Raw genomic sequence first — 16,078 nt, forward strand, 5'->3', positions numbered from 1 at the left:
GTCAGCGGAGCGACTTGCCCACCGCCTTCGGCTTGGTGACGACGGCACCGAACAGCGCCACTCCCCTGATCACGACGCGCGGGGCGCCGGGCCGCCGCGCCCCGCCGGCTCCACGCCTGCCGAACACGCCGAACAGACCCAGACCCCTGACCTCGACGTCGACGTCGTCCGGGACGACGATCTCGGTGCCGCCCCAGAGCGCGACCGCCCGGATCTCGGTCTCCCGGGAGGCGGAGCGGGCCTCACACAGGTCGAGTCGGCCGCCGCCCCACATCGACCAGGAGGTGAACCGCTGTGGGACGACCCAGCGGCCCTCGCGGGCGAAGCCGCCGAACACGCCCAGCGCGAAGCGGGAGTCGGGCACCCGGTCCACCACCAGCGCGCCCCTGGGCCCCGGTCCGGGCAGGCCGCGCACGACGACCGCCAGCTCGCCGAGCGTCCGGGCGCTGTACACCCGGCCGAGCCGGTCGTCCAGCTCGGCCAGCGACAGGCGGCCGACGGCCACGGCGGCGCGCACCCGCTCGACGGCACGCTCCCGGTCCTCGTCACAGGCGAGCGTGCCGGGAGCGGCCGGCGGCTGTTCCGCCGCAGCGGGCTGCTCCGTCATGGGGCAACCCTCGCACGTGGAGCGCGACTTACCGCAGGCGGCGCGCCAAACGGCTTGGGGCGCAGGGGCGTTGACGGCACACGGGCGCCGGTCGGTCAGTGCGGGTGTTTGGTGGCGCCGCGACCGTGCCCCCGGCCGCCGGGCAGGCCCGGGGTGGAGGAGGCCGGGCCCGCCGTCGTCGCGGCGGGCGTGGGCGCGGACGCCGACGGGGCCGGAGCGGAGGGCGAGAGGGACGCGGCGCCGCTCGGGCCGCCGGCCGTCCGGGACGCGCGGGCGGCAGCGGAGGCGGCCGAGACGGACGGCGCCGCCGAGGCGGAACCGGCGGCGGCCGCCGGGACGGTCGCGGCCGGGGAGCCGGTGTCCGTGCGAGGGCTCGCGCCGGCCGAGTCACCGGCGGCGACGCGCCCGGTACCGGCCGGGCGGGACCCGTCCGGGGGCGCGGCGTCCGAGCCACCCGCCAGAGCGGCGATCACCGCTGCCGCGCCGGCCGCGCCCAGCACCCCGGCGACGGCGGCCACCCTCCGGCGGCCGCCCGTGCGCCGCCCGGCACGCCGCCGCGCGGCCCTGCCCTCGCCCGGCCGGACCGGCTCGGCCGGCCGGGCGGCCTCGGCCAGCGGGGGCAGCTCACGCGTCTCGTCGTACGCGTTCTGCCAGCCGTGCGCGGCGGCCGGGTCGACGTAGTCGTCGTACGCCGGCGCCGGGGCCTGCCGCAGGTAGACGTTCGGCGGTACCGGAAACGCCGGCTGCGCGGGCGGCGCGGTCGCTCGTTCCCGCTGCTCACCGCCCGGGCCCTGCGCGCCGTACGCCCCCGTCTCATGCTCCCGTTCGGTGGACATGACAGCGGATTCTAGGGACGCAAGTGGCTCCTGAGACAGCCTTCGGCGATATCCGGGCAAACCCCCGGTCTCACGTGGTGGAAAACACGGCCCATGAAGCGTTACCGGGCCGTAAGCTCACGGGCATGCAGGTGATCCAGTCGACCAAGCTCGCCAACGTCTGTTACGAGATCCGGGGTCCGGTTCTCGAAGAGGCCATGCGGCTTGAGGCGGCGGGCCACCGCATCCTCAAGCTCAATACCGGCAACCCGGCCGCCTTCGGCTTCGAGTGCCCGCGCGAGATCCTGGAGGACGTCCTCCGCAACGTCTCCACGGCGCACGGCTACGGCGACGCCAAGGGCCTGCTGGCCGCCCGGCGCGCGGTCGTCATGCACAACCAGACCCTCGGCATCGAGACGGACGTCGAGCACGTCTTCATCGGCAACGGCGTCTCCGAGCTGATCGTGATGGCCATGCAGGGCCTGCTCGACGACGGCGACGAGGTCCTCGTACCGGCCCCGGACTACCCGCTGTGGACGGCGGCGGTCTCCCTGTCCGGCGGCACGGCCGTGCACTACCGCTGCGACGAGCAGTCCGACTGGATGCCCGATCTCGCCGACGTCGAGCGCAAGGTCACCGACCGCACCAAGGCCATCGTCATCATCAACCCGAACAACCCCACGGGCGCGGTCTACGACGAGGCGGTGCTCAAGGGCCTGACCGACATCGCCCGCCGGCACAACCTGCTGGTGTGCTCCGACGAGATCTACGACAAGATCCTCTACGACGGCGCCACCCACACCCCGACCGCCAAGGTCGCCCCCGACCTGCTCACCCTCACCTTCAACGGCATGTCGAAGGCGTACCGGGTGGCGGGCTACCGGGTCGGGTGGATGTCGATCTCCGGTCCGCGCGCGCACGCGCAGTCGTACATCGAAGGCCTGACGATCCTGGCGAACATGCGGCTGTGCGCCAACATGCCGGGCCAGCACGGTGTGGTCGCCGCGCTCAGCGGACGCCAGTCGATCAACGACCTGGTCCTGCCGGGCGGCCGGCTGAAGGAGCAGGTGGACACCGCGTACGAACTGCTGACGCAGATCCCGGGCGTGAGCTGTGTGCGGCCCAAGGGCGCGCTGTACCTCTTCCCGCGCCTCGACCCGCAGGTCTTCAAGATCAAGGACGATCGGCAGATGGTCCTGGACCTGCTGCGCCAGGAGAAGATCATGGTCGTCCAGGGCACGGGCTTCAACTGGCCGGAGCCGGACCACTTCCGTGTGGTGACCCTGCCGTCGGTCGGCGATCTCCGGGACGCGATCACCCGGATCGGGAACTTCCTGGACGGATACAGCCAGCCGTAGCGGACGGACACGGCGGGGTGTAGTCGGTGGACTCCCTTCCGTGACTCGACTCAACTTTAGACGAAATCCAAGCTAGGATGGCTTCCTGTCAGAGCACAGGAGGCCATCCCCATGTACGAACCGATCCGCGCCAAGTCGGTCCACAGCACGATGGCCGGCACAGCCTCCGACTTCCCCCACCGCTCGCGCGAGGAGGAGCTGGACATCCAGCTCGCCGGCCACCTCGCGGCCCTGCTCGCCGTGACCGACGAACTGCGCGGACCGGCCCCGTCGGCCGATCTGGAGACCGCCGCCGAACGGCTCGCCGAACAGGTGACCCGGCTCCGGGGCGGGCGCGCCCCGCTGCGGGCGACGCCGTCCGCCGCCGCCGACCCCACGGCCCTGCACCGGCGCGCGCACGCGCTGGCCGGACGTGCCCTCGTGGTCGCCGCCTCGCGCGCGGACACGGCGGCCGCCATCCTCGCGGCCGAGCGGATGGACGCGCACGGCGCCGCGCTGTCGGCCGACCCGAAGGAACTCAGCGCGGCCCACTGACCCCCGACGAGGGGTCCTTGATCGGCCCCGGTCCGCGTGCACCCGCAGCGACGCGCGGACCGGGCGCCATGACACCGCACCGGCTTCGCCCGGCGTCGATCGGCCACCGGAACGCCGGGCGGAGGACCGAAGCCGCACACCCGGCGTCCAAGAAGGAAGCCGCACACGCGGTGTCCGAGAAGAGGCGCAACAGCCGAAGGCGGGGCCCCGCACGCCATTGTGCGGGGCCCCGCGGGGGTGGTCACCACGGCCGGCCGTGACGATCGCTGGTCAGGGCATCCGGACCGGCCGTGGAGTCTGGGGCGGGCTTGTTCAGCCCAGGCGCTCCACCAGCGCGCGGTACTGGTCCCACAGCTCCTTGGGCGTGTGGTCGCCGAAGGTGTTGAGGTGCTCGGGGACCAGGGCGGCCTCCTCGCGCCAGACCTCCTTGTCCACGGTGAGCAGGAAGTCCAGGTCGGACTCGGACAGCTCCAGGCCGTTGGTGTCCAGCGCGGCCTTGGCCGGCAGGATGCCGATCGGCGTCTCGACGCCCTCGGCCTTGCCGTCCAGCCGCTCCACGATCCACTTCAGGACACGCGCGTTCTCGCCGAAGCCCGGCCAGACGAACTTGCCCTCGTCGTTCTTGCGGAACCAGTTGACGTAGTAGATCTTCGGCAGCTTCGACTGGTCCTTGCCCTTGGCCACGTCGACCCAGTGACCCATGTAGTCGCCCATGTTGTAGCCGCAGAAGGGCAGCATCGCGAACGGGTCGCGGCGCAGCTCGCCGACCTTGCCCTCGGCGGCGGCGGTCTTCTCGGAGGCCACGTTGGCGCCGAGGAAGACACCGTGGTTCCAGTCGAAGGACTCCGTCACCAGCGGCACCGCGCTCGCGCGGCGGCCGCCGAAGAGGATCGCCGAGATCGGCACGCCCTTGGGGTCCTCCCACTCCGGCGCGATGATCGGGCACTGGGAGGCGGGCGTGGTGAAACGGGCGTTGGGGTGCGCGGCGGGCTCTGCGGACTCCGGGGTCCAGTCGCGGCCCTTCCAGTCCGTCAGGTGGGCCGGAGTCTCCTCCGTCATGCCCTCCCACCACACGTCACCGTCGTCGGTGAGGGCGACGTTGGTGAAGACCGAGTTGCCCCACAGCGTCTTCATCGCGTTGGCGTTGGTGTGCTCACCGGTGCCGGGCGCGACGCCGAAGAAGCCGGCCTCGGGGTTGATCGCGTACAGGCGGCCGTCCTCGCCGAAGCGCATCCAGGCGATGTCGTCGCCGATGGTCTCCACGGTCCAGCCGGAGATCGTCGGCTCCAGCATGGCGAGGTTGGTCTTGCCGCAGGCGCTCGGGAAGGCGGCGGCGACGTACTTGGACTCGCCCTGCGGCGGGGTGAGCTTGAGGATCAGCATGTGCTCGGCCAGCCAGCCCTCGTCACGCGCCATGACCGAGGCGATACGCAGCGCGTAGCACTTCTTGCCGAGCAGGGCGTTGCCGCCGTAGCCGGAGCCGTAGGACCAGATCTCGCGGTCCTCGGGGAAGTGCGAGATGTACTTGGTGGAGTTGCACGGCCACGGGACGTCCTGCTGGCCCTCCTCCAGCGGGGCACCGAGGGTGTGCACGGCCTTCACGAAGAAGCCCTCGTCGCCGAGCTCGTCGAGGACCGGCCGGCCCATGCGCGTCATCGTGCGCATGGAGACGGCGACGTAGGCGGAGTCGGTGATCTCCACGCCGATCGCGGACAGCGGGGAGCCGAGGGGGCCCATGCAGAACGGGACGACGTACATGGTGCGTCCGCGCATGGAGCCGCGGAACAGGCCCTTCTCGCCGCTGAAGATCTCCCGCATCTCGGCGGGGGCCTTCCAGTGGTTGGTGGGGCCCGCGTCCTCCTCCTTCTCGGAGCAGATGAAGGTGCGGTCCTCGACGCGCGCGACGTCGGTCGGGTCGGAGGCCGCGTAGTAGGAGTTGGGGCGCTTGATCGGGTCGAGCTTCTTGAAGGTGCCCTTGGCCACCAGCTCTTCGCACAGCCGGTCGTACTCGGCCTCGGATCCGTCACACCAGACCACGTTGTCCGGCTGCGTCAGTTCGGCGATCTCATGCACCCACGAGATCAGTTCCTGATGGTTGGTGGGAACGCTGGAAGCCGAGTTGTCGCGCGCCACGGTTGCTCCTAAGTGAGGGATTTTGTCCTGGTGGCCCCGTGGGGGCTGCGACCCGGACGCTTCGTGATGCTCATCCGGTGCCGACTGCACTCATTTGATCGTATCCGACACGAGTGCCCATATGTCCAGGGGGCCTCACAGGTGAGCACGTGAGGAAGGCCACGATTTCCAGCGGGGTTTACGTTTCCTTTGCGTCCAGGTATGCGCCACCTGAAGGTCTTTTTGCGTTCGATCGACCAAGAGCCGCGCCGATACCCGACTTACGAAGCCGTAGGTACCATGCCCCGCATGACTGCGTCCGCCCCCGACGCGCGCACGGAGACGCCGGCCAGCGGCCGCGGTCCCGTCGCGCTCTCCTTGCCGCACCCGGTCAAGCCCAGGCTCCGCGGCTGGCTGCACCTCGGCATGTTCCCGGCCGTACTCATCGCGGGGCTCGTGCTCACGGCCCTCGCCGACTCCACCAGAGGCCGTGTCGCCTGCGGGATCTACGTCCTGACGGCCTGCCTGCTCTTCGGCGTCAGCGCGCTGTACCACCGGGGCAACTGGAGCCCCCGGATGGACGGCGTCCTGCGCCGGCTGGACCACGCCAACATCTTCCTGATCATCGCGGGCACCTACACCCCGCTGACGATGCTGCTCCTGCCCAGCGCGAAGGGGCAGTGGCTGCTGTGGGGGATCTGGGCCGCCGCCGCGGCCGGCATCGTCTTCCGCGTCTTCTGGGTCGGCGCCCCGCGCTGGCTCTACACGCCCTGCTACATCGCGATGGGCTGGGCGGCCGTCTTCTTCCTGCCCGACTTCCTGCGCACCGGCGGCATCGCGGTCCTGGTCCTGGTGATCGTCGGCGGCCTGCTCTACAGCGCGGGCGGCGTGGTCTACGGCATCAAGCGACCGAACCCGTCCCCGCGCTGGTTCGGCTTCCACGAGGTCTTCCACTCCTTCACGCTCGCCGCGTTCGTCGTCCACTACGTCGGCATCTCACTGGTGGCGTACCAGCACGCGTAAAACCCCCCACCCCTTCCCTTTCCGGCCACGGCTCACCAGCCGTGGCCGTTTTCGTGCGCCTGACACCAGCTCCCCATTGACAGGCTCATGATTTTGAGAGCTACTCTCATTTCATGGTTACTGTCACTCCGAACCCTAGGCGTTGGTGGGCCCTGGGGGCCCTGGTCGCGAGCATGCTGGTGCTCGCCTTCGACTCGACGATCCTCAACGTGGCCCTGCCGACCATGGCCGGGCAGCTCGGCGCCACGACCGGGCAGCAGCAGTGGATGGCGGACGCGTACGTCGTCGTCTTCGCCGCGCTGATGCTCCCGGCGGGCCTGCTCGGCGACCGGTTCGGCCGGCGCCGGATGCTGATCACCGGACTCGGCGTCTTCCTGGCGGGCTCGGTCCTGGGCTCCCTGGCCTCGGACGTGAACGCCGTCGTCGCCGCCCGCGCGGTGATGGGCGTCGGCGCCGCGCTGATCATGCCGCTGTCGCTGGCCGTGCTGCCCGCGATGTTCACCCCCGGCGAGCGGGGCAAGGCCGTCGGCATGATCTCCGCCGCCTCCGCGCTCGGCATGCCGCTCGGCCCGCTGGTCGGCGGCTTTCTTCTGGACCACTTCTGGTGGGGGTCGGTCTTCCTGATCAACATCCCGATGGCCGCGCTCGGCATCGCCGCCTGCCTCCTCCTGCTGCCCGAGACCCGCGACCCGGCGGGCCCGAGGGTCGACGCCGTCTCCACCGCGCTCACCGCGACCGGCCTCGGCGCCCTCATCTACGCGATCATCGAGGCCCCGGACCGCGGCTGGACCGACCCGCTGGTGCTGGCGACGTTCGCGGCGGCCGCCGTCCTGCTCACCGCGCTCGTCCTGCGCGAACGCCGGACGGTCCGGCCCATGCTCGACATGACCCTGCTGACCCACCGCGGCTTCCTGCTCAACACCGTCGCCGCGACCCTCGTGATGTTCGTGCTGTCCGGCCTGATGTTCACGGTGCCGACCTACCTCCAGGCGGTGCTCGGCCAGGACGCCTTCGCCACCGGAGTGCGGCTGCTGCCGCTGTCGCTCGGGCTGTTGGTCGCGGCCAAGAGCGCCCAGGCGGCCGTCGTCCGGTTCGGGGCGCGCGCGGCGGTCAGCGCCGGCCTGGTCGTCCTCGCCTTCGCCGCCCTGCTCGGCACCCGTACGACGGACGGCTCCGGCTACGGCTTCACCGCCCTGTGGCTGGCGCTGGCCGGCCTCGGTTTCGGCTTCGCGGTCGTCCCGGCGATGGACGGCGCGCTCGGCACCCTGCCCGCCGACCGGGCCGGCAGCGGCTCCGGACTGCTCATGACGCTGCGCCAGGTCGGGGGCGCCGTCGGCATCGCGCTGCTCGGCAGCCTCCTCGCGAGCGCCTTCCGGGACCGGATCGACGTGACCGGGCTGCCCGGTCCGGTGGCGCACACCGCCGGGGAGTCGGTGGTCGCCGCGCACGCCGTCGCCGCGCGCACGCACTCCGCGCACCTCGCGGCCTCCGCGGACACCGCCTTCGTGCACGGCATGACCCTGGTCCTGCTCGTGTGCGGCATCGCCTCCCTCGCGGCGGCCCTGCTCGCGGCCCTGTTCCTGTCCGACGCCCCCGGCGTACGGCGCACCGGGCCGCGGCAGGCCCCGGCCGTGGCCGCCCCCGCCGGGGATGCCGGACAATGACCGGCATGACGGCCGCACGCACCCCCAGCACCTCCCCCGCCGACCGGCCCCATGTCGGCCTGCGGGAACGCAAGAAGATCAAGACGCGGGAGGCGATCCGCGCGGCGACCTACGCGCTGGTCGAGGAGCAGGGCTACGACGCCACGACGATCGACCAGATCGCCGAGCGGGCCGAGGTCTCACCGTCGACCGTGTTCCGCTACTTCCCGACCAAGGAGGACATCGTCCTCACGGACGAGTACGACCCGCTCATCCTGGAGGAGATCCGGGCGCGGCCCGCCGACGAACCCTGGTCCGAGACCATGCGGTACGTCCTGCACCGGGCCCTCGAGTTCGGTATGGACGACGACCTCGCGGTCTCCCGGCTGCGGACCCACCTCATGGTCCAGGTCCCGGCGGTGCGCTCGCGGATGATGGAGAGCATGTCGGCCACCGGCCGCATGCTCTGCGAGGCCATCGGCGAGCGCACCGGCCGCGACCCGGACAGCCTGGAGGTCCGCGTCTACGCCATGTCCCTGATCGGCGCCCTGATGGAGACGTCCATGTACTGGGCGGAGAACGACCACCGGGACGACTTCGCGGCCCTGGTCGACCGCACCCTCGACGTCATGGAGCACGGCCTCCCGCACGAAAACCGCTGAGGTCCGGGCGACCCCCCGTGCGATCCTGACGTCGTGAACCGACCCGAGATCCACGTCGAAGTCGCCCCCGCGCTCCACCTGTTCGTACCGGCCGCCCGACGGGCCGGCGCCACGCCGCTGGCCACGGACGGCGTCTCGACCCTCGGCCATGTCATCGAGTCCCTCGGCGTCCCGCTGACCGAGGTGGGCGCACTGGTCGTGGACGGCCGCGAGGTGCCGGTGTCGCACATCCCGCAGGCTGGCGAGACGGTGCGGGTACGCCCGGTCGACCGCCCCCAGCGGGTCCCCGGCGCCCCGCTCCGCTTCCTCCTCGACGTCCACCTCGGCACCCTGGCCCGCCGGCTGCGTCTGCTCGGCGTGGACACGGCGTACGAGTCGACCGACATCGGCGACCCGGCGCTGGCCGCGCGGTCGGCGGCCGAGAAGCGGGTGATGCTCAGCCGCGACCGGGGCCTGCTGCGCCGCCGCGAACTGTGGGCCGGTGCCTTCGTCTACAGCACCCGCCCCGACGACCAGCTGCACGACGTCCTCGACCGCTTCGCCCCCGACCTGACCCCGTGGACCCGCTGCACCGCCTGCAACGGCCTGCTGCGGCAGGCCACCAAGGCCGAGGTCGCCGACCAGCTCGAACACGGCACCCAGCGCTCCTACGACGTCTTCGCCCAGTGCACGGAATGCGGCCGCGCCTACTGGAAGGGCGCGCACCACGACCAGCTGGAGGCCATCGTGGAGCGCGCCCTGGCGGAGCACGGTTAGCGCCTAGCGCCTGCCGGTGTCCCCCTTCTCGCAGGCGACGCCGTTGCGGTTGCGGTCCAGCCCCAGGGGGTCGTCGCCGCCGTTGACCTTCAGACGGCCGTAGTGGTTCTGCCCGAGCCAGGCGCAGCGCGCCGCCGGCGTCTTCCTCACCTGCGCCGGGAACACCGTCGGCACACAGACGTTGAGGGAGCCGTAGTGCCGGTCGCAGCCGGAGATCGTCGGGCTGACCGCCTGCGAGGTGCGCTTCGGGCCCGGGCCGGACTCCTTGCCGGACAGGGAGTCGGCGAAGGCGTGGACGTGCGGGGCGGCGGTGGTGGGGCTGAGGGCCGCCGGGCCCGTCAGGTGCACCCACCTGGCCACCGACGGCACCCCGTTGGCGTCCACGGCGAAGAGCATGTACCAGCCGGGCGGGGCGACGTTCGGGTTGTTCGTCACGTTCAGGTCGACGTTGTTGCCGTCCACCGACAGCGGCAGGTCGACGAAACGCTGGTTCGGGTCGGAGGAGTGGGTGACCGCGGCGGGTCGGATCAACTCGGCCTTGGCGATGGGGTGGTCCACGGTGATCCGCTGGGTGTCGCCGTACTTCCACTCCTGGTTGATCAGTGACGTGATCGTGGGGCGGGTGCCCTTGTAGAGGTAGGGCGGGGTGTAGATCGACACGTTGTGGTTCCAGCTGCCGTTGCCGGGGTTGTCACCGGTGGCCATCACCCGGCCGTCCGGCAGCAGGAACGCCGAGGAGTGGTAGCCGCGGGACTCGGGGTCGGCGGTGACCGGGTCGAAGGTGTTGGTGCCGGGGTCGTAGATCGAGGACTCGTAGACCGGGTTGGCGCGGTTGTGCAGGGCGCCGCCGGTCTCCAGCACCTTGCCGTCGGGCAGCAGGACGGCGGAGACGTACATCTTGCCCTGGTTGCCGGTCTCGGCGACCTTGCCGGACCCGAGGTCGACCGTGCCCTGCGGGAGCGGCGGACCGGCGACGTACGACGGGTTCGGCTGCTTGAGGTCGATCACGTCGGTCAGACGGTTCGCGTCCGGGTTGGAGTCGATGTTGCCGCCGCCGATGGTGAGGACCCGCTGGTCCTGGGCGGGGGGCAACAGCACGCTCGCCGACTGGTCGCGCTCGTCCTTGTTCCGCAGCCCCGGGATCTGGGTGATCGTGTTGGCGTCGTAGTCGTAGACCGCGGAGCCCGTGCCGGGGATGTTGTTGCCGAAGACATGGCTGCCCGAGTAGAAGAGGCGGCCGTCCTGCATCAGGATCATCGACGGGTACAGCCCCCAGAAGGACCAGGTCTGGTTGACCTTCCAGGTGGGCAGCCACTGCTGGTCCCGGTCCGACCAGCGGTCGGCGGTCACCGAGCCCGTGGAGTCCTCGCGCAGCCCGCCGAAGGTGATGACGTCACCGTTGCCCAGTTCCGTGGCCGACGGGTACCAGTGGGCGTCGTTGAGGTCGTTGGCCCTGGTGTAGGTCTCGGTCCCGGGGTCGAACAGGTACGAGTCCTTGAACCCCTCGTAGCCGTGCCCGCCCGCGACCGGGTACGCCTTGTTGCCGCTCAGCACGAGCACCCGGCCGTCCTGCAGCTGCACGTGCCCGGCGCAGAACAGGTCCTTCGGCGTGGGGATGACCTTGTACGTCCCGTTCGCCGGGTCGTACACCGCGGAGGTGAACGTGCCCGCGGCGAAGGCGTTCTCGCTGTTGCCCGAGCCGGCGATCAACAGCACCTTGCCGTTCCTGAGGACGACGGAGTGCATGGAGCGGACCGGGTTCTGCGTCGGCAGCACCGACCAACCGCCGTTGGCGCACTGGTCGTTCGTGCCCGTGCAGGTGGCGGGCGGGAGCGGGTCGGCGACCTGCTCCATGGTGTAGTCGTCGGTGGTGGCCGAGCCGGTGCCGTAGACGGAGACACCCCAGGTGATGCGGTCGGTGCCGGCCGGGATCTCGGGGGTCCGGACCGTGGCCTGGGTCCAGGCCGACGCCATGTCGAGGGTCTTGACGTCGGTCCAGTACTGCCAGCCGGTCGTGCTGTCGTGCCGGAAGAGGGTGACGTTGGCGTCCGGGGTCGTGGTCTTGTACCAGAGCCCCAGGTCGTACTGCTTGCCGACGCTCACCCCGGGCGCGCAGTCGGTGGACTCCGTGAGCATCGCCTTGCGATCGCCGTCGACCCGGCGGGTCAGGGTGACCTTCATGGCCTTCGTGCCGGAGTGTGCGTCGGAGGTGGTCTCGTAGGTGAAGTCGTTGTCTCCCCAGCCCGCCTTCTCCCAGCAGTACGGCATGTCGCCGGTGCCGGCGGTCTCGAACCCGGGGTTCTTGACCAGGTTGGCGGCCTCGGCGCTCTGCGGCGAGGTGAGGAGCAGACCGGCGGTCAGGGCGCCCACCCCGACCATCGCGGTCCGTCTGCGGTACGTGCTCACGCGGCTCTCCTTGCGGTCGTACGGTTGTGCTTCAGCGGGCGGACGCCGGGCCACGGCGCCGTCGCGGGAGATAGACCAGCGCTTCGGTACCGACGAAGCGCAGGACGAAGGTCAGCACCAGCGCCAGCGCGGTGGCCGGCAGCGCGCCCATGCCGAACCGGCCGACGAGGAGCGCGATCAGCGGGATGCGCAGCACCAGGTCGGCGTTGGCCAGCAGCGCGAACCGGCCCACCCGGTCCCACCAGCGGCGGTGCGCGCGCCGGTCGCGGAACAGCAGGTGCTCGATGAGCAGGAAGTTCCAGGCGACGCCGAACTGGTTGGCGAGGATCTCGGCGGGCACGTAGTGCACACCGAGAGCGATGAGGGCGTAGAGGCCCAGGAGGTTCGGTACGAAGCCGCTCGCGCCGATCAGCCCGAAGCCGACCATGCGCGCGACCGGCGAGGCGGTCCGCAGGCCGGCCAGGTGGCGCAGGAATCGGAAGCCCTCCCGCGCGCTCGACTTGGACTCGCCGGCGAACCGGTCCTGGAAGACGAACGGCACCTCGGCGATGCGGCGCGGGCGGCTGCGGACGGCCAGTTCGAGGAGGATCTTGTACCCGAGGGGCCTCAGCACGTCGGCGGTGACGGCGCTGCGCCGGATGGCGAAGAAGCCGCTCATCGGGTCGCTGATGCCGCGCAGCCGGCGCGGGAAGAGGGCCTTGGCGAGCCAGGTGGCGCCGCGCGACACGGCCACCCGGTAGCCGCCGGCGAGCCCGGCCCGGCTGCCTCCCGCGATGTACCGGGAGGCGACGACGAGCCCGGCGTTCGCCCGCTCGCCGGCGGCCACCAGCTCCGGTACCAGCGACGGCGGATGCTGGCAGTCGCCGTCCATGACGACGATCCACTCCGAGGTCGCCGCCCTCAGTCCCTCGACGACCGCCCCGCCGAGCCCGCCGACGGGCTTTGCGCGGTGCAGCACTGCCACCGGGAACGGGCAGTCCTGGGCGGCCTCGCGGATCACCTCGGGGGTGTCGTCGGTGGAGTCGTCCACGAAGACGACCTCGCAGGGCAGCCGTGCGGGGACGGACTCGGTGATCCGGTGCAGCAGCTGCCGGACGTTCGCGGACTCGTTGAAGGTCGGTACGACGATGGTGACGGCACCGGGCTCGGGTACTTCCGCGGCGTCGAGGCCGGGTACCGGGGCGGTGTACTCGCTCATCGGGCGCCCCCCACGGCCGCGGCCCGGATCCGCCGGATCTCGATGCGGTCCTCTCCGCCGCCGAACGTGGCGACCGGCGTGGAGTGCTGGATGGCGGCCCTGACGTTCGGCAGGTCCTTGGCGTCGCGGCGGACGGTCGGCGAGGCGACGACGTAGTCGATGTCCCGCCAGCCGTGCGGCATGGTCCTGGAGACGGCAGGGTCGAGGTCGGCCTTGTAGAACCAGATGGCGCCGAGCCCGGGGCGGTAGCCGGCGTGCACGAGGTCCAGCCAGAGGGCGTCGTCGACGAGGACGCGGGTGTGCCCGGGGTCGGCCACCTCGGTGCCGAGCCAGTGGGAGGCCTGCCGGTAGGGCCGGTTGGCGTCGGCGGTGACGGCGGTGCGGTCGCCGTCGTACCAGTGCGGTACGACATAGGCGCCGGCGGCGAGGGCGAGCACGGCGGCGAGCGCGTACCTGCCGCCGGTGAGGTACCGGTGCTCGCTCTCCTTGCGCCACCTGCTGATGACCGCCAGGGCGACGGAGGCGGCGCCGCCGGCGAGGACCAGGGCGAGGAAGGGCAGCGCGCCGATGACGTACATGGCGGGCAGATAGCCGCCCGGACGCAGGGCCACGGCGGCGAGGACGGCGACCGTGAGGGCCGGTCCGGCGAGGGCGCGGGCGGTGACCGACCAGCGCCAGGTGAGCAGCAGGAGCAGGGCTCCGGCGAGGCCGCCGAGCGGCAGGACGCGGTCGTAGTACAGCCACGAGTGCAGGACGCCGTACGAGCCGGAGCCCTTGTCGAGGATGAATCCGGAACCCGGCCTGGACATCTGGTACGTGATCCCGTCCCAGAGCGAGACGTGTCCGGCGCCGGGCAGCAACTCGCCCTTGAGCAGGGCGAACAGCGGGTACGAGAAGCCGGTCAGGGCGCAGGCGGTGACGGCTCCGGTGAGGGCGAACTTGCGCGTGTCGCGGTGGCTGTTGCGCCACATGGTGACGAACAGGGCGGGCAGGACGACGAGCATCGTCTCCTTGGTGAGGACGCCCGCGGCGGCGGCGAGGCCCGCGCCGAAGTGGTGCCAGAGGTGGCGGCTGGGCGAGGCGGCGAGGCAGAACGCCAGCAGCAGCCACGTCACCGCGATGTTGTCGAGGAAGATCTCCCGGCTGAGGACCACCGCGAGCGGGGAGAGCCCGAACAGGGCCATGCCGAGTCCGGCGGCCCACCGGGGCAGGGAGAGCCGGCGGCCGAGGACGTAGACGAGGACCGCGCTGACCCCGCTGATCCCGAGCATGACGAGCCGCATGGTGGCGACGGTCATCGCGCCGGGGCTGAGGGCCGAAGGGAGCCAGCTGAGCAGGGCTATCTGGATCCAGCCGAGCGGTGGGTGGTCGTACCAGTAGGTGTAGTGGGCCAGGCCCCGGCCCTGCTGGACGGCCCAGGCCTGGGCGAGGTAGGTGCCCTCGTCGTCGCTGAGGGTCGGGTAGTCGGCGATGTTCCAGCCCTGGACGACGAGGATCGCCGTGAGCAGGACACCGCACAGCAGAAGGTCGGGACGGGAGGAGCGGAGCCGCACCGGCGGCTGCGTTCGACCGGTCGAACGTGTCGTGGGCACAGGTGGGCGCTGCGCGGGGACCTTCGCTGCGGTCACCGCGGGAAGTGTGGAGGTCACGCAGGAAGGTCCTCTCGGAGGGGCTCGGCCGCGGTGAGGTGCGCGCCGACGTGCGTGGTCAACTCCCAGTCGTTACGGCCGCGTTGCTCGCGCCACACGGCGCGGATCGCGGCACCGGCGAGGAGGACCTGGTAGAAGGGGCCGCCGACGATGAGCTTCACGTAGTGGACGAGGCGGACCCGCAGGTCGTACTGCTTGCCGAAGTCGTGCAGCCCGACCACCTCGAAGACGAAGGTGACGGCGGCGGTGACCAGCGGCAGGAAGGTGAGGAAGGCGACGCCGACGGGGACGTCGAGGAAGAGCGCGACGGCCGCGTTGAGCGGGATGATCACGCCGGAGAAGGCCTGCAGGAACGGCGTCATCAGCGTGTAGCGGGCGAGCAACCGCTGGCCGAACGCGGGCAGTTGTTTCCAGTCCTTCTTCCGGTACACCTGCAGGAAGCCCTGGTTCCACCGGGTGCGCTGCTTGAGCAGCGACATCAGGGAGCCGGGTGTCTCCTCGCGCGTGACCATGTCGGAGTCGTAGGCGACGACGACCTTCTTGCCGACGCTGGACAGCCGTACGCCCAGGTCGCAGTCCTCGGCGAGGCAGTCGGGGTCCCAGCCGTCCGCTTCCCTGAGGACGTCGGTCCGTACGAACACGGTGTTCCCGCCGAGCGGGATGAACCCCTTCTGCGCGTGCAGGTGCAGCCGCGAGCGGAACCAGAAGAAGTACTCCAGGCAGTTGCGCAGGCTGTACCAGCTGGAGTGGAAGTTGATGAGCTGGACCCCGCCCTGGACGACGTCCGCCCGGGTGGTGCGGAAGGCGTGGTCGACGTGGGCGAGCAGCTCCGGATGGACCTGGTCCTCGGCGTCGAAGACCCCGACGACGTCACCGCGGCAGTGCGGCAGCGCCGTGTTCATGGCCTTCGGTTTGTTCTTCTTCTCGTGGGTGTCGACGACGACCCGGACGCGCGGGTCACGGGCGGCGGCCTGCTCGGCCACCGCCGTGGTCTCCGGATCGTCGTGGCCGACGATCACGATGATCTCGAAGTCGGTGTGTGTGGACTCCAGCAGCCGCTGGATGGTGTGGTCCAGCACCGCCTGCTCGTGCCGGGCCGGCAACAGCAGTGAGAACGACAGGTGTTCGCCGCCGTCCGGTCTGCCGAACCGGGTGGAGGCCAGCACCTCGGGCGTACGCCACGCGTGCATCTGCCACCACAGGGTGAAGCCTGCCATCCAGAACAGGGCCAGTGAGACGGCAGCGATGAAGACAGACGTGAGCAAAAAGATCCCCCCAGATCCCCGAAACCCCCTGTGCACGCGACGGTGTGTCA

13 protein-coding genes are annotated in these 16,078 nt (G+C 71.2%); 6 read left to right on the forward strand and 7 right to left on the reverse strand.

Annotated elements, in window-relative coordinates; all coding sequences use genetic code 11:
* Position 1 precedes the first annotated feature (1 nt).
* The gene (locus IE244_RS06800; protein ID WP_191871709.1) at positions 2-607 is read right to left on the reverse strand and encodes a DUF1707 SHOCT-like domain-containing protein; all 606 of its coding nucleotides are present in this window, start codon (positions 605-607) and stop codon (positions 2-4) included.
* A 95-nt stretch (positions 608-702) separates the two neighbouring features.
* Positions 703-1,443 carry a hypothetical protein gene (locus tag IE244_RS06805; protein WP_229853985.1) on the reverse strand — a complete coding sequence of 247 codons (741 nt, stop codon included), beginning with the start codon at positions 1,441-1,443 and terminating at the stop codon, positions 703-705.
* Positions 1,444-1,568: 125 nt separating this feature from the next.
* Here IE244_RS06805 and IE244_RS06810 point away from each other — a divergent pair, with 125 nt between their 5' ends.
* Positions 1,569-2,780, forward strand: coding sequence for a pyridoxal phosphate-dependent aminotransferase (locus IE244_RS06810; protein ID WP_191871710.1), 1,212 nt, complete (start codon positions 1,569-1,571; stop codon positions 2,778-2,780).
* A 111-nt stretch (positions 2,781-2,891) separates the two neighbouring features.
* A complete protein-coding gene (locus IE244_RS06815; protein ID WP_191871711.1) occupies positions 2,892-3,314 on the forward strand; it encodes an SCO4983 family protein in 423 nt (140 codons plus the stop codon).
* A 312-nt stretch (positions 3,315-3,626) separates the two neighbouring features.
* On the opposite strand, the gene IE244_RS06820 is transcribed toward IE244_RS06815, so the two are convergent.
* Complete coding sequence (locus tag IE244_RS06820; protein WP_191871712.1) at positions 3,627-5,447, reverse strand: phosphoenolpyruvate carboxykinase (GTP); 1,821 nt, start codon at positions 5,445-5,447, stop codon at positions 3,627-3,629.
* 288 nt (positions 5,448-5,735) lie between these two features.
* Between IE244_RS06820 and trhA the strand changes: the two genes are divergently transcribed.
* From trhA to IE244_RS06840, 4 genes are all read left to right on the forward strand, one after another.
* Positions 5,736-6,449, forward strand: coding sequence for a PAQR family membrane homeostasis protein TrhA (trhA, locus tag IE244_RS06825; protein WP_191871713.1), 714 nt, complete (start codon positions 5,736-5,738; stop codon positions 6,447-6,449).
* A 113-nt stretch (positions 6,450-6,562) separates the two neighbouring features.
* On the forward strand, positions 6,563-8,113 hold the full coding sequence (locus IE244_RS06830) for an MFS transporter (RefSeq protein ID WP_191871714.1): 1,551 nt from the start codon (positions 6,563-6,565) through the stop codon (positions 8,111-8,113).
* 5 nt (positions 8,114-8,118) lie between these two features.
* Positions 8,119-8,754 carry a TetR/AcrR family transcriptional regulator gene (locus IE244_RS06835; RefSeq protein ID WP_444545074.1) on the forward strand — a complete coding sequence of 212 codons (636 nt, stop codon included), beginning with the start codon at positions 8,119-8,121 and terminating at the stop codon, positions 8,752-8,754.
* 33 nt (positions 8,755-8,787) lie between these two features.
* Positions 8,788-9,510 (forward strand): Mut7-C RNAse domain-containing protein, encoded by a 723-nt coding sequence (locus IE244_RS06840; protein WP_191871716.1) that lies wholly within the window; start codon positions 8,788-8,790, stop codon positions 9,508-9,510.
* Between the two features lie 3 nt (positions 9,511-9,513).
* Here IE244_RS06840 and IE244_RS06845 read toward each other — a convergent pair whose 3' ends face one another.
* The 4 genes from IE244_RS06845 to IE244_RS06860 are packed head-to-tail and all read right to left on the reverse strand — an operon-like array spanning position 9,514 to position 16,028.
* Positions 9,514-11,889, reverse strand: coding sequence for a galactose oxidase early set domain-containing protein (locus tag IE244_RS06845; protein ID WP_191872123.1), 2,376 nt, complete (start codon positions 11,887-11,889; stop codon positions 9,514-9,516).
* Positions 11,890-11,947: 58 nt separating this feature from the next.
* Positions 11,948-13,114 (reverse strand): glycosyltransferase, encoded by a 1,167-nt coding sequence (locus tag IE244_RS06850; RefSeq protein ID WP_191871717.1) that lies wholly within the window; start codon positions 13,112-13,114, stop codon positions 11,948-11,950.
* The gene (locus tag IE244_RS06855; protein WP_191871718.1) at positions 13,111-14,763 is read right to left on the reverse strand and encodes an ArnT family glycosyltransferase; all 1,653 of its coding nucleotides are present in this window, start codon (positions 14,761-14,763) and stop codon (positions 13,111-13,113) included. The genes IE244_RS06850 and IE244_RS06855 overlap by 4 nt, the downstream gene beginning before the upstream one ends.
* A complete protein-coding gene (locus IE244_RS06860) occupies positions 14,760-16,028 on the reverse strand; it encodes a glycosyltransferase (protein ID WP_191871719.1) in 1,269 nt (422 codons plus the stop codon). The genes IE244_RS06855 and IE244_RS06860 overlap by 4 nt, the downstream gene beginning before the upstream one ends.
* Positions 16,029-16,078: the final 50 nt, after the last annotated feature.

This window comes from Streptomyces filipinensis, from assembly GCF_014649495.1.
GTDB classification, from domain to species: domain Bacteria; phylum Actinomycetota; class Actinomycetes; order Streptomycetales; family Streptomycetaceae; genus Streptomyces; species Streptomyces filipinensis.